Raw genomic sequence first — 24707 nt, forward strand, 5'->3', positions numbered from 1 at the left:
TTATTGTAGGAAAGACAGTCTTATTTAATATGTTTAAACACAATTTTCAGTAATTCTGATTGAGTAAAAGGCTTAGTCAAATAGCCAGATGATCTGACCATTTTGGCTTTCGCCCTATCAATAAATCCTGTCCTTCCAGTCACCATAATGATTGGTGTATTTTTAAAGGATGAATGCCTACGTAATAATGAACAAAGTTCATAACCATCTAAGTTGGGCATTTCGACATCTAGCAAAATCAAGTCAGGTTTACTGCGGAGAATCTGCATTAATGCCTTAACAGGATCATTAATTGTCACCACTGAAAAGGTATTTTCATCTAAAAATAATTTGATAGAATTTAACACAGTTTGACTATCATCAATGCAAGCAACTGTATATAAGCTACTTCTTTCCCGGTGCTTGATATGTTTCTGATTGCTATTTTCACCAGAATCAAAATTGTTATTTTTTGTTAATGTCTTGTTATTTGATAGTGAATTGATTGCTGGTAAAACTGGCGAACCTTTAGCAGCATTGGTTGGTTGCTGCACATGGTAACGATGTCGTAATTGTCTTTGACAATATTCCACTAGTAAACGCAAGTCTAGTTGACAGAACTTTGGTAGTTCATTCCAAGAACTGTCAGGATAAAATTCGTAGGTTCCTTCTTTTAAAATTAAAAATGATTCCAGCACCTCTTTAGCTAATTCATCTACTAAAGTAGCTGCTTGCATAGAACTAATGTAACGCTGCTCTACTAACCAACAAATAGCTTGGTAATCTGGATATGGAATTGACAGATTCTCATTGGCTGGTTCAAACATCAGTCGCATTTGTACACGAGTTGCACTGTTGAGAGTGGGAATATTTAAACTCAAGCGCCGCAACTGATTATCAAGCCGCTCAAACACCTTATCAGATGAAGAAGCATAAGTAAGTTTACCTTCTTCGAGATGGATTGACCATGAGGTTGAACCAGTAAATACACGTAAGCAACCCGTTGCACGCCGACTAGTTAGCTGTGCTAATAAAGATAGTGGATGTAGTTTTTGGATTAACCGATGACTACTCATAGGAGTTAGATTTTGCATTTACTTCAGCGAAATTCAAGACGTTTCATATAAATTGGTACATTTTTTAGTTACTATTCCCCAGAAAACTTCGTTTTTGCGTCAAAAAATACTACAAATACTTAAGTTGAAATTTAGGAAATCGTAACTTGATGTTATGGCTGTTGGCATTTACATCTTTATTTATATGAGTAATTAAAAGTTAAATTAATTACTGCTGTTGAAATTGTCAGCATCAGGAGAGTTAACTTTACTAACTGTAAAAATTAAAACCATGCCCTTGCTTTTCATCAACTTTTAGATAAGCAAATCTTAAAGAACACTGCTAAATTAGCAAAATTTAACTAGATTTTTCTCAGTAGTTACACTTAAAAAAAAATCAGCTTTGCCCAAATCAGATATAATGTAATGTTTAGTTAAGTAAGATTACCGGGAATTTACATAAATTCATCGGATGCAATCACCTCTAGTCGTTGTTAGTGGAATTGTCTATATGATTCCCACGGAAAGTACAACTATTGGTGGTCTTAATGAAACTTCAACAGTTTACTTGCTAGACTATTTGCTTGACACGTAGTACTATAAAGTAAAATGTAAGTATTTCAACAATTTTTTGTCAACTCAGATAAAATTACTGATGCAATAAACTTGGGTAAATATTTTGAGTTTGATTGACTTGTAGGCGATCGCCAAACAGATAATATTGTGTTCGTTATACCTACCCTTGAAAGTTCACCCTTTCCCCAATCCTTAATTCTAAGCTTTTAAAATACTGTCCCATCACTGTTGATTTGGATAGGGGGTTGACCGCCTTTTCTGAGTGCTGCGGCTATTTTGCGTCCTGCTGTCCAGGTTCCGCCTTGGAGGATTTTTACTAAAGGTAGTTCTGCAACACTCATACCTAACTTTTCGCGGACAGTAGCTGCAATTTCATCTAATAAAATTACAGTTAAAGCCCGCCATTCAATGATTAATTCTGAATCAACAGAATGAGATGAATCCAAAATATTTGGATCTTTCAGCTTAATTAATCCTAAATCGAGACATAAGCCACCATTACGGTATTCTGGTAATCCTGTCAGTTCATCTAAATCAGTAATAATTAAACCTAGTTCTTGTAATGGTTCTAATAAAGAATATGTCAACCATTGGGAAAGTTTGTGAAATGGAACTAACCCATCATCACTAATAGCAGAATGTTGCCAAACATCACCCAAATTAACACCAGCAATGGTTAATCTTCCCGGCCAAATCTCACTCAACCCTTGCAACACTGCACTTAATACCGTTGTCGCTGCTAACTGCCCATTTTGGGATTTACTCACAAGGTAATTAACTAAATTGCCTGGACGCGGGTTTTCTTCGCCAAACAAATGAGGGAAAGCAATTACCACTCGCCCCAATCTCTGCAATAATTGCGATCGCCCACTCATTCCCACCAATGGATTTTCTGCACTAACCTGAAACCCAGTTGCTAATTCTGCTTCAGTTAACCTCAGCAATTTCAAAGCATCCACTTGCGGCAAACCTGAAAGCGAAAATGCCCCTGCACAAAACATCTCAAAGCTGGCAATAGCCAACCCTTCAGAACGCCCCAAACTCAAGCCCGTTGACTGTTCACGATAACGCCAACTTTCTCCCGCCCCCGCATCTAACAACACACTCACAATTGCCAAATCAAACTTAGCAATAGCTTGTTGCAAAGGCGTTAGCCCCGCTAACAAATTATCTAACTTTGCCAAACGCGGTATACCCTGCACCTCAAAATGTCGCCATCGACTATGAAAGGGAATATTTAAATCGGGATACTCACTCCGCATCACTTCAATTACATAATCTGCCACTTTTCCCAACTGCGACAAATCACAAGTAAAGTAAGACGACTTCCCCTCATTCACCAGCGCCAAAATTTGCCCACACCTTTCTCTTATCGCCCTGGGCGATCGCAAATACTCAATTTCTCTCTGTGAACTCTGCGCCTCTGCGGTTTTTTCCACCCTTCACCTCCAAATCATAGGGAGTAGTAAAAATTTACCCGACTCCCCATTCCCGACTCCCCTTGTTTACTCCAAAGAACGTCCCTTCACCTCCGACAAACCATCTGTATCCAACACATCCCCCGTAGTGTAATAACCCGCAGCCTTCTTCGCTTCAATTTCCACCCGCGCATCTTGGGGAATCAAATCTTCCGGTATCGCAATGCGTTCAACAATTTCAATACCAGACTGAGTAATGGCGTTGAATTTCATATTACTCATCGACACCATCCGGTCAATGCGGGTAATCCCCAGCCAATGTAACACATCGGGCATAAGTTCCTGAAAGCGCATATCTTGGACACCCGCGACGCATTCTGTCCGGGCAAAATAGGCATCAGCGCGATCGCCTCCTTCCTGACGCTTCCGGGCATTGTATACTAAGAACTTCGTCACCTCGCCCAAAGCCCGCCCTTCTTTGCGACAGTAGACAATAATTCCCACCCCACCTTCCTGGGCAGTTTGGACACATACCTCAATCCCGTGGACTAAATAAGGGCGACAGGTACAAATATCTGAACCAAATACATCAGAACCATTACACTCATCATGTACCCGCACAGCCACAGGTTTATTCGGGTCGGTAATTGCGGTGATATCCCCGACAATATATACAGTTAAACCCCCAATAGGCGGTAAAAATACTTCTAAATCAGAACGTGTTACTAGTTCTGGAAACATCCCTCCAGTTTGTTCAAACAAGGCGCGGCGCAAATCTCCTTCCGTAATACCAAAGCGTTTAGCAACGCCTGGTAAATACCACACTGGTTCAATGGCTGCTTTCGTCACAACCAAGTCACCGCCAGGTTTCATAATTTGCCCATCCACCTGCAAGCGCCCTTTCGCCACCGCCTCTTGCAGTTCCGGCATATTAATATGTGCCTTGGTAATGGCAATTGTCGGGCGGATATCGTAACCCTGTTGTAAATAGGCAGAAAAAAATTTCCGGTGCGATCGCTCCCAAAGGATCAAGTGAGACGATTTTATCAGGGTCAGCCCAACTTGGATGGGGGCCGATCTGCTCAATTGGGGAAGTATTGGTTAAATCAGCGCGGTGGTCTGTTTGTAAAGCGCCACTCGCCACCGCTAAAGCCCGATAAATCGCATATCCGCCCGAATGAGTCCCAATCACATTGCGATGGCCTTGGTTCGTCAACGTTGCAATTACCGGGCCGCGTTCCATCGGTTCACTTCCGCCCCAGTTAATAGGTATTGGCTTGGGGCCGAAACGACTTGGATGTGATGTTAAAACAATATGCCGGGAAACACTATTTGGCTTTGGCATAGTCACACAATTTTAGATTTGAGATTTGAGATTTTGGATTTGCCCAACAGTCCAATGAGGGCTTGAGAATGCTAAAGTTGGGATTTTTGCTTGATTGCAGAGAAAAATCCGTATTCTATCCGACTCAGGAACTATTAATCATAAATTTATCTTTGAAGGCAGGAGTTAGGGGGCAGGAGGCAGGAGGAAGAGTTTAAGACTACCACTAAACTTTCGTGAAAATGGTTGTTACCTTAGCTTCCCGCAGGATACAAAACCTCCTGCCTCCTGCCTTCTGCCTTTTGCCTCCTTTATGTAATGTTTTTCTGACTTATTAGTAACTCAGTAGTTGTCAAGTATCTTGAGTAAGTTTTCTGTTTTTGATGTGCGGTTTCTTAGTGACTAATTATTTACAACTCTATTATGTAGAGTTTCGTATTTGTCAGTATTGGTTAATACAATTACTAACATAAAATTCGTTATTTATTCATACTAATGTGGAAGAAATTTAAAGATGGCATTAAATGTCACTGAGGAGATAATTTTGTGCGAAAGTTATTAATAAGGTAAAAACACTAATCTCGAAATCTCTCAAATTCATGGATTCTTTATCTATTAATTCTTTACTTGAAGATTTGAAGAACCCTAATGCTTCTGTCCGGGAAAAAGCAACCAAGAAACTGTGGCGAATCTGGTTTCAGCAAAAGGGTATTCACGGTCTGGAAAAAATCGACAAAAGCCAAAAACTGCTAGATGCAGGTAAAACCACGGAAGCAGAATCACTGTTGACTAAACTCATCCAAGAACAGCCTGATTTTGCCGAAGCTTGGAATCGCCGCGCTTTTCTGTACTACAGTCTCGGTAAATATAAAGAATCTCTGGCAGACTGTCAGATGGTGATTCAAATTAATCCAGTGCATTTTGGCGCACTGCATGGTATGGGCTTGTGTTATGCCGCCATTGGTCAGTATGTGGATGCAATTAAAGCCTTTAAACGTGCTTTAGCAATTCAACCTTATTCTTTAGTAAATCAAAAACTGATTTTAGAATGTACACTCAGACTCAGTTAAAAAATCGGTCTGATTACATTCTTTGGTTTTATGAATCCGTTACCACCCACAACAACAGTGATTCATCGCTTTAGTCGCCGCCAGTTTATTCAGCATGGTTTCATCTGTATGGGTAGCGGCTTGCTTGCTGCTTGTACCAACAGTAACCAACCAGCAAATTCAAGTTCACAGTTAGATAAAGTCAGCTTTGGGACAAACTGGTATGCACAAGCAGAACATGGCGGATTTTACCAAGCGATCGCTACTGGTATTTACCAAAAGCATGGTCTAGATGTCACCATTAAAATGGGTGGCCCACAAGTACCAAGCGGCACTCAGTTGTTAGTCGGGGGTGCAGTTGACTTTTTTATGGGGTATGGCATCGATGCCATTAACGCCATTGCCCAAGGAATCCCCAAAATTACCGTCGCGGCCATCTTTCAAAAAGACCCGCAATGTCTAATATCCCATCCCAACCCAGCAATTCAAACCCTTGCCGACCTCAAAGGCAAACCAATTTACGTCTCAGCAGCAGCAAACGTCACATATTGGCCAGTTCTAAAAGTTAAGTATGGTTTTACCGACGACCAAAAACGCCCCTACAACTTTAATCCCGCCCCCTTCCTGGCAGATAAAACCTCAGCACAGCAAGGTTACATCACCTCAGAACCCTACGCCATTGAAAAACAAGGCGGGTTTAAACCCACAGTCTTTTTACTAGCAGATTACGGTTACTCTACCTACGCCACGACCATCGAAACCACAAAAGAACTAGTAGAAAAAAATCCCGATTTAGTCCAGCGATTTGTTGACGCTTCCATTAAAGGTTGGTACAGCTACCTCGAAAATCCCCAACCAGGAAATCAACTCATCAAAAAAGATAACCCCGAAATGACCGATGACCAACTAGCCTTCGGCATTCAAAAACTCAAAGAATATGGGATCATTACTTCTGGTACTGCCGAAAAACAAGGTATCGGGGCAATGAGTGAAGAACGCTGGCAAGTACTCTACGATAGCATGGTAACGGCTGGGGTTTACAAACCCAATGTTAACTACAAAGATGCCTTTACTTTGCAATTCGTCAATAAAGGTATGGAGTATTACAGCAGGTGACAGGTGATAGGTTACAGGTGACAGGTGATAGGATTTACGCAAGAACTCTGTCAAACTCTTATAACTTCGCGTTTTTTGCGTCCTTTGCGGTACCCTGCGGGAAGCCGCTTCGCGTCTACGTTAAAAAGAATTATGACTTACGCAAGAACTCTCTTAAACTCTTATAACTTCGTGTCCTTTGCGGTTCGTTTTTTCATACTTTTGCGTAAGTCCTGAGAATGAGTAACCATACAGCAATTACTCTGAGTCACATTAGCAAAGTCTACGCTAACGGCACTGTTGCCTTACAAGACCTAAACTTATCAATTCCCGAAGCGCAATTTGTCAGCTTAGTAGGTGCTTCGGGATGCGGTAAAAGCACAGTACTGCGATTAATAGCCGGATTAGGTAAAGTCAGTTCCGGTAATATTGACTGGGGCATACCACAAGCAGCGCGAAAATTAGCCTTTGTCTTTCAAGATGCTGCCCTGATGCCCTGGGCAACAGTGAGAGAGAATATCCGCCTACCGCTAAAATTGGTGGGAGTGCCGAAGCAAGATGCTCAAAATTTAGTCCAGCAAGCCTTAGCATTAGTCGGACTGACAAATTTTGCCGATAGTTATCCCCGACAATTATCTGGAGGGATGAAAATGCGCGTTTCCATAGCTAGGGCGTTAGTCACTCAACCCAATATTCTATTAATGGATGAACCCTTTGGGGCTTTAGATGAAATTACCCGCAGCAAACTGAACAGCGATTTGTTAGATTTGTGGCAGAAATATCATTGGACTGTGGTGTTTGTCACTCATAATATTTACGAGGCGGTGTATTTATCGAATCGCGTCTTAGTTATGGGGACAAATCCTGGACGGGTGGTGGCGGATATTGCAATTGATGTGCCTTATCCCCGTGATGAAGAGTTTCGGACATCAGTACTATATAACGAATATTGCCGCAAGGTTTCCCGTTGTTTAGCCGAAGCTATAAATTAACCGCAGATGGACGAGGCAGTGCGTTGGGGAGACAGTGCGTTGCGGAGGTTCCCTCCGTTGTAGCAACTGTCGTCGGCTCTGCCGACTTGAAGCAACTGCCATACGGATGGACGCTGATGAAGATTTTTGATAGGAAGACTCAAACTAAGTTGATTTCTGCTGAGGCTTTAGCACCTGTGGTTGTTGGGGTGTTAGTGTTGCTGCTGTGGGATATTTTGGTACGAGTCACTAATTTACCGCCTTATATTCTGCCTGGGCCGTTATTAGTATTGCAAACGTTAATTGCTGACTGGAACGAGTTATTTTCTTCGTTATTAATTACGTTACAAATTACGATAGTAGCTTTTATTGCTGCTGTTGTTTCTGGCTTATTAATGGCGATTTTGTTTACCCAAAGTAAGTGGATAGAAAAAAGTTTATTTCCCTACGCAGTTATTTTACAGACAACGCCGATAGTAGCGATCGCTCCCCTGATTATCCTTTGGTTCAAAAACAACACCTTCGCCGCCTTAGTAGTCTGTGCCTGGATAGTTGCATTTTTCCCTATCGTCTCTAACACCACCCTCGGACTCAACAGCGTTGACCGCAACTTACTCAACCTCTTTCAACTCTACAAAGCCTCACGCTGGCAAACCCTCTGGTATCTCCGCTTACCTAGTGCCATGCCTTATTTTTTAGGCGGATTAAAAATTAGCGGTGGTTTAGCCTTAATAGGTGCTGTCGTCGCGGAATTTGTCGCCGGGACTGGTGGTGCAAAATCCGGTATCGCCTACCGTATCTTAATTTCTAGCTATAACCTGCAAATTCCGCGAATGTTTGCCGCTTTATTCCTTACCACTGGCTTGGGTGTATTAATATTTGTCAGCCTCAGTTATCTATCGGATTTTATATTAAGTAAATGGCACGAAAGCGCAGTGAAATATGAAAATTAGTATATAAATTAGTCTTACTTGGAATGTAAAAAAAGACAAGGGAGAGAAATATATATGAACCTTGAAGATTGCGATCGCTTTTACTAGTCTGCTAATGTAAAAACTCATCTGCGTCCATCCGCGTCCATCGGCGGTTAATTACTCTTGCTTTTTTAATTAGCGATTTCTTGTTTAATGTCCTCCCAAGCAATCAGACTATTATTTTCAACATCACTCTTGGCAGCATAATAGGCTCTTAAATCATTTTCATCTTCCTCATCATCAATTTTTTGCAGCAGAGCGTAAATCTCATCTAAAGTACTATCATAAGCTTGATGCAAAAGTACATTGATTGCTTTGATTAATTGTTCCCACTCTTGTTCAGTTTTCATTTTCATACTTAGTTGCTCACAAAAATAATGCTAACTTAATTTTGTTGTTAGCGACCTATCAGACCTTATATTAAATAAATAACATTACAACTCAATTATTGCAGCGTCTAGAGGAGCGGAGAAATTAATTCTCAGCCTACCTCCGCGCTACTTTGCGTTAATAATAAGACTATGGCAACTACCAATTTAGAAACCCTCACTGCTGCTTTTTCAGATATTGAAACCATCACCGACCCCAACCAAGTAGCCAAATTATCCCAGGATTACCACACCTTTAGCCCTGTGCTTGTACCCAAATTAGCAGGCAAAGTCGGCGATATTGTTGTCCGTCCTGCCAACGAAGAAGAAGTAATTAAAGTAGCTTCGATATGTGCAGAATTACGCATACCTGTAACTGTGCGTGGTGCGGGAACTGGGAACTACGGGCAATGTGTACCGATGCACGGTGGCGTAATTTTAGACATGACCAAAATGCAGGAAATTCTCTGGATAAACCCAGGGGTAGCGCGAGTCCAAGCTGGGGTGAAATTGACAGCTTTAGATAAACAAGCAAAGGGAATTGGCTGGGAAATGCGAATGGCACCTTCAACCTACCGCACAGCCACTATTGGGGGTTTTGTTGCTGGTGGAAGTGGTGGTATTGGTTCGATACAGTATGGGTTACTGGGCGATCGCGGCAATCTTTTGGCATTGCGCGTGGTAACTTTAGAAGAGGAACCCCGTGTTATAGAACTGCGTGGTGACGATGTGCAGAAAGTCAACCATGCTTGGGGAATTAACGGCATTATCACCGAAGTCGAAATTCCTTTAGGGACTGCTTATCCTTGGGCGGAAGTTATTGTCACCTTTAACGACTTCATGACAGCCGCTAAGTTTGGTCAGGCATTAGGTAACGCCGATGGGATGATTAAAAAATTAATCTCTATCTTCGCCTCACCCATACCAGAATACTTTAGCGCCTTGCACCAATATATTCCTGATGCTACTCATGCAGCCTTATTAATGATTGCAGAACCCAGCTTAGAACTATTACCGGGTTTAGTACAGCAATACAACGGTCAAATTACCTATCAAAAGCCAGCCCAGGAAGCAGGTAAAGGCCTCAATTTAGCTGAATTTACCTGGAACCACACCACCTTACACGCCCGCAGTGTCGATACTTCTATTACCTACTTGCAATCTATCTTCCCCGCCGACAAAGGTTTAGAACTAGTAGAAGAGCTTTATCATTATTTCGGTGATGAAGTGATGATGCACTTAGAATTTATTCGTGTCAAAGGCCGAGTCATACCTGCGGCTTTACAACTTGTACGTTACACCACCGAAGCACGCCTGAATGAAATTATTCACTACCACGAAGCGAAAGGTGTGTTTATTGCCAATCCTCATACCTATATTATTGAAGACGGTGGCAGAAAAGTAATTGACCCTGAGCAGTTGAAATTTAAAGAAATGGTTGACCCTTATGGGTTAATGAATCCTGGTAAGAGTAAAGTGCTGAGTGCTGAGTAAATTTTCTTTCGCTGCCTCAACCGTATAGCGATAAGTAAAAAGGCAAAAGTAAAAAGGCAAAAATGAACAATACTTTTGACTTTTAGTTTTTTACTTTTGACTTCTCTGGTCTTGCCATAACGATAATTTTTAACACTGAGCTACTTAAACTAATGAAAGGTATTGCATCTATTATTGGCGAAGAAAATATTGTTTTTTGGGAAAATCTCGCAGCCAGTCAACAAAAATCTATTCAACAGGCGACATCTGCTGTAAATTCCCCTTGTATTGTCTATCCCCACACTCAAACACAACTATCTCAAGTTATGACCATCGCCTATCAAAATCAGTGGCGAGTCCTGCCTTGTGGGAGTGGTAGTAAACTGAACTGGGGTGATTTAGCCAAAGGCATTGATATTGTCGTCAGTACAGAACGAATTAACCAACTCATCGAACATGCGGTTGGTGATTTGACTGTCACTGTAGAAGCGGGGATGAAATTCGCCCAACTCCAAGGAATTTTGGCAAAATCACGCCAATTTCTTGCCCTTGACCCCACAGCCCCAGAAACAGCAACTATTGGTGGTATTGTGGCTACTGGTGATACAGGTTCTCTGCGACAACGTTATGGTAGTGTCCGCGACCAGTTACTCGGTATTACCTTTGTACGTGCGGATGGGCAAATTGCCAAAGCTGGTGGACGAGTTGTTAAAAACGTTGCTGGCTACGACTTGATGAAGTTGTTTACTGGGTCTTACGGTACATTAGGAATTATTAGTCAAGTCACTTTTCGCGTGTATCCGATGCAAGAAGTAGCGGGTACTGTGGTGTTAACTGGTACAGCAGAGGCTATATCTCAAGCCGCTTCTACATTGCGAGGTTCGGCGTTAACGCCAACCCAAGCTGATTTACTATCTGCACAACTTGTATCTGACTTAGGTTTAGGTACAGGATTAGGATTAATTGCTCGTTTCCAAAGTATTAGTGAAAGTGTCAAAGAACAATCAAACCGCCTTTTGGAAGTTGGGACAAAATTGGGGTTAAATGGTGCATTATACGCCGATGGCGATGATACCGATATATGGCAGAGATTGCAAAATCAAATCAAATCTCCGCACACAGATTCGGCAATTACCTGCAAAATAGGAGTGTTACCAAGTGCGGCTGTGGAGATTTTAAATCAAGTAAAAATTGGTTTAATTCATATTAGTAGTGGTTTGGGTTGGCTACAATTAGAGGAGCAGAATCAAGTTTTAGAATTGCGCGATCGCACTCAAAATCATCAAGGCTTCTTAACTATTTTAACCGCACCTACAACAGTCAAACAAAATATTGATGTTTGGGGATACACAGGTAATGCTTTGCCCTTAATGCGCGGCATTAAAGCACAGTTTGATAGCCAAAATATTTTAAGTCCTGGTCGTTTTGTAGGTGGAATTTAACTCACTACCACCAAAAAAGTACATATACAACTTATTTCATAGCCAAACGCGAAAGAGAGTATATTTACTCGGCACTCAGCACTTTCAACTCAGAGAGGAAATATGCAAGTTTCAGAAAACTCTGTTAACAATACAGCTAGTATTAAAAATTTACCAGGCTTTGATAGTAATCATCCACCTGACCCAAAATTAATCGATACTTGTGTACATTGTGGATTTTGCCTGTCAACCTGTCCTAGTTATCGCGTCATTGGCAAAGAGATGGACTCGCCTAGAGGACGTATCTATCTCATGGATGCAATTAATGAAGGTGATATTGCCTTAAATACAGCCACAGTCGAACATTTTGATAGTTGTTTAGGGTGTCTTGCTTGTGTGTCAACTTGTCCTTCTGGCGTACAATATGACAAATTAATTTCCGCCACCCGCCACCAAGTTGAACGTAATTATTCCCGCAGTTTACCAGATAAACTTATCCGTCAATTGATATTTGCATTATTTCCCAACCCAGACATTTTACGCATTTTACTTGTGCCATTATTTGTTTATCAAAAGTTGGGAATTTCTAAATTATTACAAGCAACTGGTATTCTCCAGAAAATCTCGCCACGCTTGGCAGCAATGGAATCGATTTTGCCACAAATTACTGCCAAATCTTTTCAAGATAATTTACCAGATATTATTCCCGCCAAAGGCACAAAACGCTATCGAGTCGGCATGATTTTGGGATGTGTGCAACGGTTGTTTTTCTCACCTGTAAATGAAGCGACTGTGCGAGTATTAACAGCTAACGGTTGTGAAGTCGTAATTCCCAAATCTCAAGGTTGTTGTGCTGCACTTCCTGAACACCAAGGACAAACCGAACAAGCCAAAGCTTTAGCCAGACAAATGATTGATAGTTTTGCTGATACTGATGTCGATTTCGTCATTATCAACGCAGCCGGTTGTGGACATACTTTAAAAGAATACGGTCACATTTTAGCTGATGATCCAGAGTATCGTGAAAAGGCTGAGGATTTTGCAGCTAAAGTCAAAGACGCACAAGAATTTTTAGCTACTGTTGGCTTGACAGCTAAACTATCACCACTCACAGATAAACCTTTAACTTTGGTTTATCAAGATGCTTGTCATTTATTACATGGACAAAAAATTAGTTTGCAACCGCGTCAATTATTACGTCAAATTCCTGGCGTGACTTTACGAGAACCTTTAGATGCAGCTTTGTGTTGTGGTAGTGCTGGGGTTTATAACCTATTGCAACCAGAAATTGCAGAAGAGTTAGGTAAGCAAAAGGTACAAAATTTATTAAATACTGGTGCTAATTTAATTGCTTCTCCTAATCCTGGTTGTACTTTACAAATTACCAAGCATTTAGAATTGCAAGGTAAAAATATTGCGGTGATGCACCCAATGGAATTGTTAGATTATGCCATTCAAGGTGTGAAATTAAAGTTGTAATATTGTTTCATCAAATCAATGTTAAGTAGTGGACTGACACGACTAAAATGATGCAGTAGAGTTTTGCTAAAATTAACCGCAGATAAACGCAGATGGAATTTCGGTTACTGTACAAATTTAGTTGTGTCAGTCTTTATCATTTAGTAAGTCTTATTGAGAATCCGGAATCGGCAGGGATAAAATAAAACTAAGGCGTTATTTATAACAACCTATTTATTTGGGAATTATAAGCTAGATAAAATTTGTTGAAGGTGACAGTCCTTCTGCAATTCGCACGGAGACTGAAAATGCAGTCAAATACGATAAAGCCGCAATTCCTTGTCAAGCTTGACCGCCCATTTATCTTAGCAGCCCTGATTATTCCTCTGATTCACATTGGGTTGGGATACGTAGGTTTATCCATGACCTTTGTTGGTGGTGCATCGGCTTTTTGGCCTTCCTTGGGTGTGTTTGTTGCAGCAATGTTGCTGATAGGTTATCGGGTTTGGCCTATCTTATTTGTCAGTGATTTTATTGTTAGTTATATTATTTATTTTAAAAGTAATTTACTAATTAGTAGTATTATTCCTGCCGTTAATTTAATTACGCCTTTTATTGCGACTTTTTTTAATTCAGCGATTTATTAAGCGACGCTATTTTTTTAGAGCGATCGCAAGATGTTTTTAAGTTTATCATTTTAACTATACCCAGCCCCATCATTAGTTCTGTTCTGGCTGCACTAACGCTTTGTGTTAGCGGAATTGCACCTTGGCCAGTATTTGGTAATGTTTTTCGTACTTGGCTAACATCAGACAGCGCAGGTATTTTAATTGTCACACCTTTACTGTTGGCATGGTTGCAACAGTCGTCATCACCCAGAAAATTTCATCGCCAACAAATTATCGAATTAGTATTTGTCTTACTGTTAATGATAGCGGTGGTTCGAGTTGCGTTTTCTGGGGGATATCCCATTGAATATATGATTATCCCGCCACTGATTTGGATAGCATATCGGTTTGACGCGCGGATCTCGACTGTAGCTGTACTCATTGTCTGTGCGATCGCAGTTTTTGGTACTGTTAACGGCTTTGGTTCCTTTGCTAAACAACAATCACCCAATGAATCACTGATTCTACTGCAATCATTCATTTGTGTGATTGCTACCACTACTTTTATCATCTCTGCGGTAACTCATGAAAACCAAAAATCAGCTACAATTCTCCGCCAAGCCAATGATGAACTAGAAAAGCGTGTAGCCGAACGCACGGCGGAACTCCAAGAAGCTAAAAATGCTGCGGAAATTGCCAATCAGGCTAAAAGCGAATTTCTCGCCAATATGAGTCATGAATTACGCACACCCTTAAATGGCATCCTCGGTTACACTCAAATCTTACAACGCACTGAAACCTTAACCGAAAAAGGATACAAAGGTATTGAAATTATTCATCAATGCGGCTTTCACCTCTTAACTTTAATTAATGATGTCCTGGATTTATCGAAAATTGAAGCCCGCAAAATGGAGTTACATCCCATTGATTTTCATTTCCCATCATTTCTAGAAGGAGTTGTAGAAATCTGCCGCATTAAAGCTGATCAAAAAGTCATTGCTTTTAATTATCAGTCAGATCCTCAAATTCCCATTGGTATTCAAGCTGATGAAAAAAGACTGCGGCAAGTATTAATTAATCTTTTAGGCAATGCCATCAAATTTACAGATAAAGGTGGAGTAACATTAAAAGTAAATGTCATTAATAAAGTAGAACAACAAGAAATAACTAACTACAAAATTCGCTTTCAAGTTGAAGACACAGGTGTAGGAATGACTGCAACACAATTGCAAAAAATCTTCCTACCCTTTGAACAAGTAGGAGAAATTAAAAAACAGGCTGAAGGTACTGGATTAGGATTAGCAATTAGTCAAAAAATTGTTACTTTGATGGGTAGTGGTTTACAAGTTGATAGTCAATTAGGGCAAGGTAGTACTTTCTGGTTTGAAGTGGAAATACCCGAAGCCAAACAATGGGCTACAAGTTCGAGAGTGATGCAACAAGGCACTATTACAGGCTACCAAGGCGAAAAACGCACCATTTTACTAGTAGATGATAAGTGGCAAAATCGCTCGGTAATTCTCAATTTACTCGAACCCATTGGATTTGTATTAATCGAAGCGAGTAATGGACAAGAGGGAATTGATCAAGCTGTGACAGCTTTACCAGATTTGATTATCACTGATTTAATGATGCCTGTGATGGATGGCTTTGAATTTATCCGACAGATTAAACAATCGCCTCAATTACAAAATATTGCCATCATTGCTTCTTCGGCCAGTGTATTTGACAATGATCAAAATCAGAGTTTAGATGTTGGTGCAAATGCCTTCTTATCGAAGCCGATTGTCGCTGAAGTTTTACTAGAACTTTTGCGGGTACATCTGAATTTAACTTGGATTTATGCACCAAGTTCGCCAATTAACGCTAAAAACCTAATTCATGATCAATCTGATGTTAATGATCTGACTTTACCTGCTATTGATTTCTTGACTTACTTGTTAGAGTTAGCCAAAGAAGGTAATGTCGATGCTGTTTTGCAAGCAACCAATAATTTAAAAACAAATGACCTTATTTATGGGAATTTCGCCCAACAAGTAACTCAATTAGCGGAAAATTTTCAAATGAAGAAACTCAAAGAGTTATTAACGCAATGGATAAATCAAAAAAATAACTAAATATTTGCAATAGTAAGCTGATTTAATTTTTAAGACAAATATAATATACATGAAGAATATTGCTTTTTACTTCTCTCATTTGTTCAGTTTTTCAGTAATTAATTCAGCTATTTCATAATTGATGTTTTATACTATAGCAATCCTAAATAGTTTACAAACATCTCTTTCAGTCGGTTTTTTATTATCTCAAATAGGATTAGTATCTAGCATTAATGCCTGCCCAAAAACATATTTTAAACAATGCCAAACTCAGAATTTATTTTAATTGTTGATGATAATCCAACTAATTTGTCAGTATTATCACAAGCCCTAAAAAGTTCAGGTTTTGCGGTTAGAGTAGCCGAAGATGGAGAAAGTGCGATTGAATTAGTGCAGCATAAACCACCTGCATTGATTTTATTAGATGTGCAGATGCCAGGAATTGATGGATTTGAAACTTGTCAAAAACTCAAAGCTGATCCGTTAACGCAAAATATCCCAATTATATTTATGACAGCCTTGGCGGATACGGAAAATAAGGTAAAAGGATTTTCTTTAGGTGCAGTTGATTATATTCCTAAACCTTTTGAACAAGCAGAAGTAATTGCGAGAGTGCGAATGCACTTGCAACTCAAGCAATTGACAGATCATCTGGAACAACGTGTGATAGAGAGAACCGCAGCACTTAAACAAGCACAAGTACAACTGGTACAGCAAGAAAAACTATCTATGCTTGGCCAGTTGGTAGCAGGTGTAGCCCATGAAATGAATAATCCTATTAGCTGCATTGTTAGTAATTTACCTCCCGCTCAAGAATATGTTGCTGAACTGGCGAAAATTCTGCAATTATGTCAGCTAAATTATGAGCAATTACCAGCAGTAATTCAAAATGTGATCGCAAATACAGATTTAGAATTTCTCTTAGAAGATTTGCCAAAACTCCTCAATTCTATGCAGATTAGCACGGCAAGAATTCAAGATATTTCCGTATCGCTAAGAAATTTTGCTCGCGCTGATACAGCAACAAAGGTTAAGTTTGATGTCCATCAAGGAATTGAGAGTACATTATTAATTCTGCACCATCGTCTGAAAAGTGTTGGGGCGCGGCCGGAAATTCAAATTATCAGACAGTATGAAACTGTACCAAAGATTGAGTGTTATCCAGGGCAACTCAATCAAGTATTTATGAATATTTTAGCTAATGCTATTGATGCTTTAGAAGATGTTTGGCAAGAAAAAAAGCAAGTCGATAATTCTTTAGCAATTAAAATCTGTACAGAAAAATCTAGTCCGGAATCTATCAATATTCGGATTTTTGATAATGGTATTGGGATGACAGACGAAGTGAAACAACATATATTTGATAGTTTATTTACCACAAAAGCTGTTGGTAAAGGTACAGGTTTAGGACTAGCGATCGCTCACCAAATTATAGTCGAAAAACATGGTGGAGCAATTGAAGTTAATTCTACTCCAAATCAAGGTACAGAATTTATCATCATCTTGCCTGTGCAATAAAAATTATGAGATGTTGTTTACCAAGATACATAGGCTATAGATTAAACTAATTTAGCACAATCAAAATATTTTATCGCCCAAGACAAATACTCTGTTTTATGTCTTTTTTTTCAGTATTTTATGTCTTTTAAATTTATATTTTTGCTTGTAAATCCTTAGCTGAAATCCCAAAAAAATTATATCTTATTAGCTATACCAATCCTTGAAAATCAAGCATAAAAGAAAAACTCGAAATGATTGATTTGTATAGACAACATCCAGCAAACAAGACTTAATTTATCCAAAATCAGGAGTTTCATAACATGATTTTAAATTCTCGCTCTGCTGGAATTTTTTGGCAAGCAGGTCTATTTTTTGCGGGATTAATTAGCTGCTTAACCTGCATATCTAACCCAGCATCAGCACAAACCGCAATAGAAAGTCCCATCAGCGATTTTTCCTCTGGCGACCCCGGTTCCTTTGCTGGTGCAGTAGTATTTGTTACCCCTGGTGCCTATTTATCTACTGCTGCTGCTCAAATAAATCCACCTATAGGGACATTTTTTAGAGGAATCAACGGTAGTTTCACAGTTACAGGTGTGTCATATATAGATCCAATCACTCATATTTCCACACCAAGCGTTACACTCCACACAGGAGGATTATTTGCATTACCTTATACAACACCAGAAGGTTCGATTCGAGGAGCCATAGTCGAAAGACTCAGAAGCAATATCACACTAGATGAATTTGCAGCAATTGTCAGGGCGGCTGTAGGTAATGATGGTTTAGATTAGTACAAAAAGGCTGAAGTATGAAATGAAGAAGCCTTGATGGTGAACTTTTCAGCGATTTATCATGGGTGTTTTATTTCCGCCAACCTGTACTAGTATGAAATTGTGGAGGCGTACAGTTAACTAGCTGTACGCCTCTAGTTTATGTCAAGGCAAATTTTTCTTGGAGAAAGTAAGCACTAAGTACCCTTAACAAGAGAAAATCTGTAGTTGCCCGTTGAGTGTCATTCATTGCAGGTAGTTTATCTAGCAACTGCACGATCGCACATTGATTATAAAAGGGTAGATGAGACATTGCTGAACTCCGCAGAGTGTCTTGAATGAGTTGTTGTAATGGTTCTTTGAGATTAAAGGTAGAAGGTGGCGCAATAAATGGATGCTTTTGGCGCTTATAGACTGTATCTGTAATGAATGGTTTGGCTGCTTCTCGCAAAACATATTTCTCTGTTAGTCCATTGATTTTTAAAGAAATAGGCATATTTCGGACTAATTCAACTACTTTATGATCTAAAAATGGTAATCTTCCTTCAATTGAATGTGCCATTTCCACACCATCACCCAACATCCGCAAAAGGTAATTGGCTAAATTTGTTTTTGACCACAAATAAAGAGATTGATTTACTGGTTCTCTACCTTTAAGTTGTCCTTTAACATCTATATGGTTGAAAAATTGGCGATACACATCTCGTCTATGAAATTGGTCAATCAGTTCTTGTGAATAGAACCGCAGAGAATCCAGATGCCTTTGTGCCGCAGCTTGCATCCAAGCCGGAATGAAATCTAACAATTTTTCAATAGTATTTAAATCTGGAATAGATTCCTCTTCGGCAAATAACAAACCTACTGAGACTTGATTTTTTTGTTTTAATTCTGCTAATAAAAGTTTGATAGTTTCTGGGTCTTCATCTTCCTGGTTGTAAAGTAATTTATCTTGGCGGAAATGCACATATCCACCAAAAAATCTCATCTGAACCTTCTCCTGTCAGTACAACTTTATAGCCTGCATCTCTAGCAGCAAGACTTAACAAATATTTTGCCGTAGTATTGGCATTCATACTTAACATTTCACAATGCCAAATTGCATCGGCAAAATGGTCAGCGATATCTTTTTGATTAACGGGAATCACTTGGATATCAGCCTGACAATGTGCTGCTGTTTCCTGTGCGATCGCAGCTTCATCGTAAGCTGCATGTTCAAAGGCAATTGTAAAAGCCTTGAGAGGTTCAGAACTATGAACAGCAGCCATTCCTAACACTGTAGATGAATCAAGACCACCGCTTAGATAACAGCCAACTGGGACATCAGCCCTGAGACGCAATTGAATTGATTCATCTAATGTTTGGCGCAATTGTTGAATGTAATCCTCTGGATTATGAGATAAAGAATTATCACTTTGGGGATAATCAAAGTCCCAATAACGATGTAGACGAATACCTGTATTTGATGCTAATAAAAAAATGTCCGGGTGGTACTTGATGGACATTAGCATATAAAGTCCGACCAGAAGATAAAACACCCCATGTATCTTGCCAAAAACTTTCATAATCCCAACGAGCAGGTACACCAGCTGCAAACAAAGCTTTGACTTCTGAAGCTACATAGAGAGTATCGTTATGAATAGCGTAATACAATGGCTTAATACCAAAGCGATCGCGGGCTGCAAATAATACTTCGTTGCGTTCATCCCAGATCACAAAGGCAAATTCACCACGTAAATGATGCAGGCATTGTGTACCATATTCATCATATAAATGCAATGCAATTTCACTATCACAATTCGTTTTTAGCTGATAACCGCGATGTTTTAAATCACGTTGTATCCGTTCAAAATCGTAAAATTCGTTATTAGCAATTAAATGCAGACTACCATCTTGATTACTCATTGGCTGTTCGCCACCGATGAGGTCGATAATACTCAGTCTTCTATGTCCTAAAGCAACTCGTTTATTGGGCGAAATCCAAAATTTCTGCCCGTCTGGCCCTCGATGTTTTAAGCAATCCATCCCCAATTGCAAAGATGATTCCGAAATGGGCGTTTTGGCTGAAAACAATGCCACTATGCCACACATAATTTTCTGCTATTTCTATCTGGATATTCATCACAATATCTACCAGTAAATAAATAACATCCTTCTTGTGGAGAGTGATATAGTGTTTTGTGAAATACTAATCCTTAAAAGTAGAGTGCGTTGGCTAAACAAAGGCTGGATACATTATTAGTAGAGTTAAATTTATGTGCTTCTCGTGCTTTAGCACAAAGACTCATTCAAGCGGGGGAAGTGACTGTTAATCAGCAGATAATTGATAAACCAGGGACAGAAGTAGATATAGCGGCGCAAATCAAAGTGAAGGAGCGATCGCGCTTTGTGTCTCGTGGCGGCGATAAACTAGCAAAAGCCTTGGAATTATTTGCAATTCCTATCGCGGGAAGAGTTTGTCTAGATGGGGGAATTTCTACAGGCGGCTTTACTGACTGTCTGCTACAAGCTGGAGCCTGTTTAGTTTATGGTATTGATGTTGGTTATGGCCAAGTTGATTGGCGCTTGCGAAATGATTCGCGGGTGATTTTGCGAGAACGGACAAATCTACGCCAATTACAGCCCCAACAATTGTACGCTGGAGGCGATCGCATTCCAGATTTGGCGGTGGTAGATGTATCGTTTATTTCCTTAACCAAAATTTTGCCTGCACTGTGGCAATTAACTCAAGCTCCCCGTGAAGCGGTTTTATTAGTCAAGCCACAATTTGAGGTGGGAAAATCCCGTGTTGGCAAAAAAGGTGTAGTACGCGATTCTGACGACCAAGCTGATGCGATTTTTCAGGTATTACAAGCCGCAGATCAATTAGGCTGGAAATACAAAGGCTTAACTTGGTCGCCCATTACAGGCCCGGCTGGGAATGTGGAATATCTTTTATGGTTAGGCATGGAAAGTGAAACACCACCGCCAAATTTAGAGCTAATTAAGCAATTGACGAAATCAGCAATAACTGATTTACGAGAGAATTAAACATCGTACATGAGACATTCTAAAGCGTCTGGGTGGGTGTCACAGAAGCTTTCTAGAGAAGTTTTACGGTGTTTTGCTTGTTGCTGATGGGCTTTTTCAGCTTGTAATTCTTCAACGATATCCCAAGCTACAGCACAGTTAGGAGAGCCATCGCCGTTGGTTTCACAAGTTGTACGAGCTTCGGCGATCGCTTCTAAAATTGCTTGCTCGATGGTTTTAGAGCCATTTTGCTGAGATTGCTGTACAGTCTCGAATCTGTCGTAGGTTGCTGTCATGATAAATCTACCTTTGTTTACTGAGATAGAGCGTGCGCTGCTGAGAAATACAGGAGCCAATACTTTCAGTTTAGATAAGCTCAAAAAAGATTGCTGTGGTGAACACCCTCTTTTAATAAACTAAATTGATTGGGTTTTCCCTCTTGTCATTTTTGATGCAAAAAGGTAATGAGTCTCTTCACCCTTTTATGGTGCATTGTAAATTAGCAATCTAGGGTAATTATCAGCAGAATTTGATACAAGTTGATAAAGGCTGATGAACAGCAACAATTAGATCAATAATTCTTAGAAATTCTCAATACTTTAAACCTAATTCTTGTTGCAAGCGATACAGAATTGTATTTTGGTCAACTTGCGAAAGAATTTCTTGAATCACAGTACTTGCGCCTAATTGTCCCCAAGTGCAGCCTTTTTCGAGATAAACTTGGGCTGCTTTACCAACAGCGTAAGCACCATAACCAGCAATTCCAGCTTGAGCGATCGCACTACCAGCAAAACTAGTAATATTGACTGGATTATCACCACTAGCGATCGCCGCAGTACTTTTACCTAATCCTAATATAAAACTACTGCCTAATTCTCCTAACAATAAACCGCCAGAACTCATTAAAATGGTTTTGAGAATTTTCCCCGCCTCATAACTAGTCATCGGTAAACCATACAACCTTGCCAAAGCCCGAATCAAAGCTAAATCAGCAACAGCTCCACCGAGAATATCTAAAACTGCGATCGGATTTAAAGCTACAGCTAACGCTTTATATTTAGTAAATTGCCAGATAATTTCTTCTGCTTCTTGTTCGCGTAAATCTAGCGTTTTTTGAGCAATAGTCGCTTCCGCTTCCCTGGCTTGAACGAGTGCATTTAACGCCAGAAGTGACCTACCTTCACGATTGAGAATTTTGAGTAATGTTTGCTGGAGTTCGGTAATTTGTGGTGGTAGAGTTTCCCATTCATAACTCACACGCCCATCTGGCCATTCTACCCGCACTTCCATTGGCGCAGGTTCCGCCGCCACCATCACAATTTCATCAGGTAACAAAGGCTGTGCTTGGGGATTTCCTGCGCCCAGTTGTTGTAAATTGCGATAAATAGCGGCTCTGTCTGTATCCGGGTAAAGGTCAATTTTGTTAAAGACCAAAATCAACGGTTTTTGCGCCTGACGTAAATCTAGTAACGCTTGATATTCCGTCCGTGTAATATCACCAGAGACAACAAATAAAATTAAATCTGCCTGACGCGCTACTTCCCGCGCCATTTGCGCCCGTGCTTCCCCCGCAATTTCATCTAACCCTGGCGTATCAATTAACTCAACAATAATTTTACCGCCTGGTGGTTGCCATCTCACAGAACGCGGCCATTGAGTCACCCCGTTTAAAGGCCCAGTTTGCAGAATCTTCTCTCCTAGTAAAGCATTCAAGACTGCGGATTTTCCCCGACTTACCAAACCAAACACAGCAATTTTAATTAAATTCGCGTCTAGTTTACTGAGTGTGGCATTTAAAGCGTCTAATTCTGGCTTGACCAAACCTGCCAATTCTGGGTTAGATAATAACTGCCCTGACTTGCGAAGATATCCATACCAAGATAACGCTTGTCGGAGACTAGCACGGGCGCGGTTTAAATGAGTTTCTTCCAGGTTATTACGCACAGAATTTGCTTGATTTAAGGATGAAAACAGGACAAAGAACCAAATTTATCATCCAAATTCCTGTACAGAAAAGGAGTCGGGATTAGGAAAGATATTTTGGGGTTGTACTATATATTTTACAAATCCTCAACGTTTAATAAACATCTCCCTTGTCTCTCTAGTCCTCCTTGTCTCCCTCCCCTTGTTCACATATCAAATGAATCTCATCATTTTTATTCTCTAGCAATCACAATATCGTTAGATTTAATCACCGCATAGGCTTCCTCTCCCGCAACTATACCCAACTCTTCAGCAGATGTTCTAGTAATCATTGAGGTTAGCTCTACTTTGTGAACAATTTCTAGTGTCACCTCACAATTAACCGCTCCAATGACCACCTTTTTCACCACTCCCTTGAGAATATTACGGGAGCTAACTTTTAAAGCCTTTTTAGAACTACCAATTTCTACAGTAGGCATTTCCAAATTTTCCTGACTTACCAGTGTAGTTGGTTGTGGAGTTGGTACTGAGGTATGTGATGCTTGGTGTTTATTTAAACCACGCACAAGTTCCCGCAGAATCTCGGTTTTGGTGCGTTGAGAGTCCTGGCAAAACTCTTCGAGAATTTTCCGTTCCTCTTCCGATGTTTGAAATGTGATCCATCCTTGTTCTTTTCTTGGCATAATGTTACCAATTCAGTTGGTAAAGACTGGAATGACGCTCGGTATGATCCTACCAAGCGCCATTAAATTGCAGAAGAATCTGTTGCTATACCATTTTTCTATGAAAAGAAGACAAATTGTTTCCTTTCTTGGCACAGCACTAGCTAGTTTGTTACTTGCTGTTTGTTCAACATTCATTGTACCTTCTGTTGTTACGGCACAGTCGAATGTTACTTTACTTGTTTCTGCTGCTGCTAGTTTAAAAGATGCACTGGAAGAAATTAAACCGATTTATCAACAAAGTAAACCCAATGTCAATATAAATTATAACTTTGGGGCTTCTGGCGCATTGCAACAACAAATTGAGCAAGGCGCACCAGCAGATATTTTTATTTCCGCAGGAAAAAGGCAAGTAGATGCTTTAGAACAAAAAGGGTTATTGCTTCCCGGTACACGCTCGATTTTGGCAAAAAACCGCCTTGTACTAGTTGTACCCAAAAATTTTACGGGCATTACCAGCCTTTACAATCTGAAAGAATCTAAAATCAAGCGCATCGCCATTGGTGAACCCAGAAGCGTTCCGGCTGGTCAATATGCACAGCAAGTTTTACAGAAGTTAAATATTTGGTCGCAGATAACTTCTAAACTGGTTTATGCCAACAACGTGCGTCAAGTTTTAGCGGCTGTAGAAAGTGGCAATGCTGATGCAGGGTTAGTATATGCTACCGATGCCAAAATTTCTGACAAGGTAAAAGTAGTGGTGGCGGCTGATGAGAAATACCACTCCGCAATAGTTTATCCAATGGCGGTGGTTAAACGCACTAAGAATGCCAGTGCAGCCAAGGAATTTAGCCAATTTTTATCCAGCAGTCAAGCTAAGGCGGTACTCAAAAAATACGGCTTCATCCTGCCTTGAAAAAGAGAGTAGGGTGAAGGGGTGTAGGTGTTCAAAACCCTTACACCCATTCTTCACAGACA

General features: G+C 40.1%; 22 protein-coding genes and 1 pseudogene. 13 read left to right on the forward strand and 10 right to left on the reverse strand.

Features of this window, described 5'->3' with window-relative positions; translation table 11 throughout:
• Positions 1 to 20: 20 nt before the first annotated feature.
• From ACX27_RS23985 to ACX27_RS23995, 3 genes and pseudogenes are all read right to left on the reverse strand, one after another.
• Positions 21 to 1073 carry a response regulator gene (locus tag ACX27_RS23985; protein WP_062296110.1) on the reverse strand — a complete coding sequence of 351 codons (1053 nt, stop codon included), beginning with the start codon at positions 1071 to 1073 and terminating at the stop codon, positions 21 to 23.
• A gap of 743 nt (positions 1074 to 1816) precedes the next feature.
• Complete coding sequence (locus ACX27_RS23990) at positions 1817 to 3049, reverse strand: URC4/urg3 family protein (protein ID WP_062296111.1); 1233 nt, start codon at positions 3047 to 3049, stop codon at positions 1817 to 1819.
• 66 nt (positions 3050 to 3115) lie between these two features.
• A pseudogene (locus tag ACX27_RS23995) lies at positions 3116 to 4373 on the reverse strand (GTP cyclohydrolase II).
• Positions 4374 to 4951: 578 nt separating this feature from the next.
• Between ACX27_RS23995 and ACX27_RS24000 the strand changes: the two are divergent.
• The 4 genes from ACX27_RS24000 (at position 4952) to ACX27_RS24015 (ending at position 8420) form a co-directional block, all read left to right on the forward strand.
• A complete protein-coding gene (locus ACX27_RS24000) occupies positions 4952 to 5422 on the forward strand; it encodes a tetratricopeptide repeat protein (protein WP_062296112.1) in 471 nt (156 codons plus the stop codon).
• Positions 5423 to 5452: 30 nt separating this feature from the next.
• On the forward strand, positions 5453 to 6517 hold the full coding sequence (locus ACX27_RS24005) for an ABC transporter substrate-binding protein (protein WP_062296113.1): 1065 nt from the start codon (positions 5453 to 5455) through the stop codon (positions 6515 to 6517).
• A 218-nt stretch (positions 6518 to 6735) separates the two neighbouring features.
• Positions 6736 to 7488: an ABC transporter ATP-binding protein gene (locus ACX27_RS24010; protein WP_062296114.1), complete on the forward strand. Its 753-nt coding sequence runs from the start codon at positions 6736 to 6738 to the stop codon at positions 7486 to 7488.
• Positions 7464 to 8420, forward strand: coding sequence for an ABC transporter permease (locus ACX27_RS24015; RefSeq protein ID WP_235526342.1), 957 nt, complete (start codon positions 7464 to 7466; stop codon positions 8418 to 8420). The genes ACX27_RS24010 and ACX27_RS24015 overlap by 25 nt, the downstream gene beginning before the upstream one ends.
• Positions 8421 to 8572: 152 nt before the next feature.
• Here the strand turns inward: ACX27_RS24015 and ACX27_RS24020 are convergent, their stop codons facing one another.
• Positions 8573 to 8791 carry a hypothetical protein gene (locus ACX27_RS24020; protein WP_062298536.1) on the reverse strand — a complete coding sequence of 73 codons (219 nt, stop codon included), beginning with the start codon at positions 8789 to 8791 and terminating at the stop codon, positions 8573 to 8575.
• Positions 8792 to 8962: 171 nt separating this feature from the next.
• Between ACX27_RS24020 and ACX27_RS24025 the strand changes: the two genes are divergently transcribed.
• The 7 genes from ACX27_RS24025 to ACX27_RS24050 all read left to right on the forward strand — a co-directional run bounded on the left by ACX27_RS24025 (position 8963) and on the right by ACX27_RS24050 (position 18159).
• Positions 8963 to 10303: an FAD-binding oxidoreductase gene (locus ACX27_RS24025; protein WP_062296116.1), complete on the forward strand. Its 1341-nt coding sequence runs from the start codon at positions 8963 to 8965 to the stop codon at positions 10301 to 10303.
• Between the two features lie 152 nt (positions 10304 to 10455).
• Entirely contained in the window at positions 10456 to 11724 is a 1269-nt protein-coding gene (locus tag ACX27_RS24030) for an FAD-binding oxidoreductase (RefSeq protein ID WP_144427519.1), read from the forward strand.
• Between the two features lie 102 nt (positions 11725 to 11826).
• Positions 11827 to 13182, forward strand: coding sequence for a (Fe-S)-binding protein (locus tag ACX27_RS24035; protein WP_062296118.1), 1356 nt, complete (start codon positions 11827 to 11829; stop codon positions 13180 to 13182).
• A 287-nt stretch (positions 13183 to 13469) separates the two neighbouring features.
• Positions 13470 to 13808: an MASE1 domain-containing protein gene (locus ACX27_RS34690; RefSeq protein WP_083468820.1), complete on the forward strand. Its 339-nt coding sequence runs from the start codon at positions 13470 to 13472 to the stop codon at positions 13806 to 13808.
• 83 nt (positions 13809 to 13891) lie between these two features.
• A complete protein-coding gene (locus tag ACX27_RS24040) occupies positions 13892 to 15886 on the forward strand; it encodes an ATP-binding protein (protein ID WP_250635704.1) in 1995 nt (664 codons plus the stop codon).
• A gap of 240 nt (positions 15887 to 16126) precedes the next feature.
• Positions 16127 to 17383 carry a sensor histidine kinase gene (locus ACX27_RS24045; RefSeq protein WP_062296125.1) on the forward strand — a complete coding sequence of 419 codons (1257 nt, stop codon included), beginning with the start codon at positions 16127 to 16129 and terminating at the stop codon, positions 17381 to 17383.
• A gap of 302 nt (positions 17384 to 17685) precedes the next feature.
• On the forward strand, positions 17686 to 18159 hold the full coding sequence (locus ACX27_RS24050; RefSeq protein WP_062296127.1) for a hypothetical protein: 474 nt from the start codon (positions 17686 to 17688) through the stop codon (positions 18157 to 18159).
• 139 nt (positions 18160 to 18298) lie between these two features.
• Here ACX27_RS24050 and ACX27_RS33030 read toward each other — a convergent pair whose 3' ends face one another.
• From ACX27_RS33030 to ACX27_RS33040, 3 genes are read right to left on the reverse strand one after another with little or no spacing between them, the layout of a single operon-like run.
• A complete protein-coding gene (locus ACX27_RS33030; RefSeq protein ID WP_200929855.1) occupies positions 18299 to 19123 on the reverse strand; it encodes an asparagine synthase-related protein in 825 nt (274 codons plus the stop codon).
• Positions 19083 to 19640 carry an asparagine synthase-related protein gene (locus ACX27_RS33035; RefSeq protein ID WP_200929856.1) on the reverse strand — a complete coding sequence of 186 codons (558 nt, stop codon included), beginning with the start codon at positions 19638 to 19640 and terminating at the stop codon, positions 19083 to 19085. The genes ACX27_RS33030 and ACX27_RS33035 overlap by 41 nt, the downstream gene beginning before the upstream one ends.
• Positions 19561 to 20214 carry a class II glutamine amidotransferase domain-containing protein gene (locus ACX27_RS33040; RefSeq protein WP_200929858.1) on the reverse strand — a complete coding sequence of 218 codons (654 nt, stop codon included), beginning with the start codon at positions 20212 to 20214 and terminating at the stop codon, positions 19561 to 19563. The genes ACX27_RS33035 and ACX27_RS33040 overlap by 80 nt, the downstream gene beginning before the upstream one ends.
• A 132-nt stretch (positions 20215 to 20346) precedes the next feature.
• Here ACX27_RS33040 and ACX27_RS24060 point away from each other — a divergent pair, with 132 nt between their 5' ends.
• Entirely contained in the window at positions 20347 to 21165 is an 819-nt protein-coding gene (locus tag ACX27_RS24060; protein WP_062296129.1) for a TlyA family RNA methyltransferase, read from the forward strand.
• Here the strand turns inward: ACX27_RS24060 and ACX27_RS24065 are convergent.
• The 3 genes from ACX27_RS24065 to ACX27_RS24075 form a co-directional block, all read right to left on the reverse strand.
• Positions 21162 to 21440 (reverse strand): Calvin cycle protein CP12, encoded by a 279-nt coding sequence (locus ACX27_RS24065; protein WP_062296131.1) that lies wholly within the window; start codon positions 21438 to 21440, stop codon positions 21162 to 21164. The genes ACX27_RS24060 and ACX27_RS24065 overlap by 4 nt on opposite strands.
• 295 nt (positions 21441 to 21735) lie before the next feature.
• On the reverse strand, positions 21736 to 23088 hold the full coding sequence (locus ACX27_RS24070; RefSeq protein WP_062296133.1) for a GTP-binding protein: 1353 nt from the start codon (positions 23086 to 23088) through the stop codon (positions 21736 to 21738).
• 212 nt (positions 23089 to 23300) lie between these two features.
• A complete protein-coding gene (locus ACX27_RS24075; protein WP_062296135.1) occupies positions 23301 to 23750 on the reverse strand; it encodes a TOBE domain-containing protein in 450 nt (149 codons plus the stop codon).
• Between the two features lie 100 nt (positions 23751 to 23850).
• On the opposite strand from ACX27_RS24075, the gene modA reads away from it, so the two are divergent.
• Positions 23851 to 24645, forward strand: a complete 795-nt coding sequence (gene modA / locus ACX27_RS24080; RefSeq protein WP_062296137.1) for a molybdate ABC transporter substrate-binding protein — start codon at positions 23851 to 23853, stop codon at positions 24643 to 24645.
• Positions 24646 to 24707 lie beyond the last annotated feature (62 nt).

This window comes from Nostoc piscinale CENA21 (genome assembly GCF_001298445.1).
Lineage (GTDB): Bacteria > Cyanobacteriota > Cyanobacteriia > Cyanobacteriales > Nostocaceae > Nostoc_B > Nostoc_B piscinale_A.

What these genes read in the sequence shown, in the direction of transcription:
- ACX27_RS23985 (WP_062296110.1), bottom strand. Translation starts at nt 1,073, where the DNA reads ATGCAAAATCTAACTCCTATGAGTAGTCATCGGTTAATCCAAAAACTA.
- ACX27_RS24000 (WP_062296112.1), top strand. Translation starts at nt 4,952, where the DNA reads ATGGATTCTTTATCTATTAATTCTTTACTTGAAGATTTGAAGAACCCT.
- ACX27_RS24005 (WP_062296113.1), top strand. Translation starts at nt 5,453, where the DNA reads ATGAATCCGTTACCACCCACAACAACAGTGATTCATCGCTTTAGTCGC.
- ACX27_RS24010 (WP_062296114.1), top strand. Translation starts at nt 6,736, where the DNA reads ATGAGTAACCATACAGCAATTACTCTGAGTCACATTAGCAAAGTCTAC.
- ACX27_RS24020 (WP_062298536.1), bottom strand. Translation starts at nt 8,791, where the DNA reads ATGAAAACTGAACAAGAGTGGGAACAATTAATCAAAGCAATCAATGTA.
- ACX27_RS24025 (WP_062296116.1), top strand. Translation starts at nt 8,963, where the DNA reads ATGGCAACTACCAATTTAGAAACCCTCACTGCTGCTTTTTCAGATATT.
- ACX27_RS24030 (WP_144427519.1), top strand. Translation starts at nt 10,456, where the DNA reads ATGAAAGGTATTGCATCTATTATTGGCGAAGAAAATATTGTTTTTTGG.
- ACX27_RS24035 (WP_062296118.1), top strand. Translation starts at nt 11,827, where the DNA reads ATGCAAGTTTCAGAAAACTCTGTTAACAATACAGCTAGTATTAAAAAT.
- ACX27_RS34690 (WP_083468820.1), top strand. Translation starts at nt 13,470, where the DNA reads ATGCAGTCAAATACGATAAAGCCGCAATTCCTTGTCAAGCTTGACCGC.
- ACX27_RS24045 (WP_062296125.1), top strand. Translation starts at nt 16,127, where the DNA reads ATGCCAAACTCAGAATTTATTTTAATTGTTGATGATAATCCAACTAAT.
- ACX27_RS24050 (WP_062296127.1), top strand. Translation starts at nt 17,686, where the DNA reads ATGATTTTAAATTCTCGCTCTGCTGGAATTTTTTGGCAAGCAGGTCTA.
- ACX27_RS33030 (WP_200929855.1), bottom strand. Translation starts at nt 19,123, where the DNA reads ATGAGATTTTTTGGTGGATATGTGCATTTCCGCCAAGATAAATTACTT.
- ACX27_RS33035 (WP_200929856.1), bottom strand. Translation starts at nt 19,640, where the DNA reads ATGTCCATCAAGTACCACCCGGACATTTTTTTATTAGCATCAAATACA.
- ACX27_RS24065 (WP_062296131.1), bottom strand. Translation starts at nt 21,440, where the DNA reads ATGACAGCAACCTACGACAGATTCGAGACTGTACAGCAATCTCAGCAA.
- ACX27_RS24075 (WP_062296135.1), bottom strand. Translation starts at nt 23,750, where the DNA reads ATGCCAAGAAAAGAACAAGGATGGATCACATTTCAAACATCGGAAGAG.
- modA (WP_062296137.1), top strand. Translation starts at nt 23,851, where the DNA reads ATGAAAAGAAGACAAATTGTTTCCTTTCTTGGCACAGCACTAGCTAGT.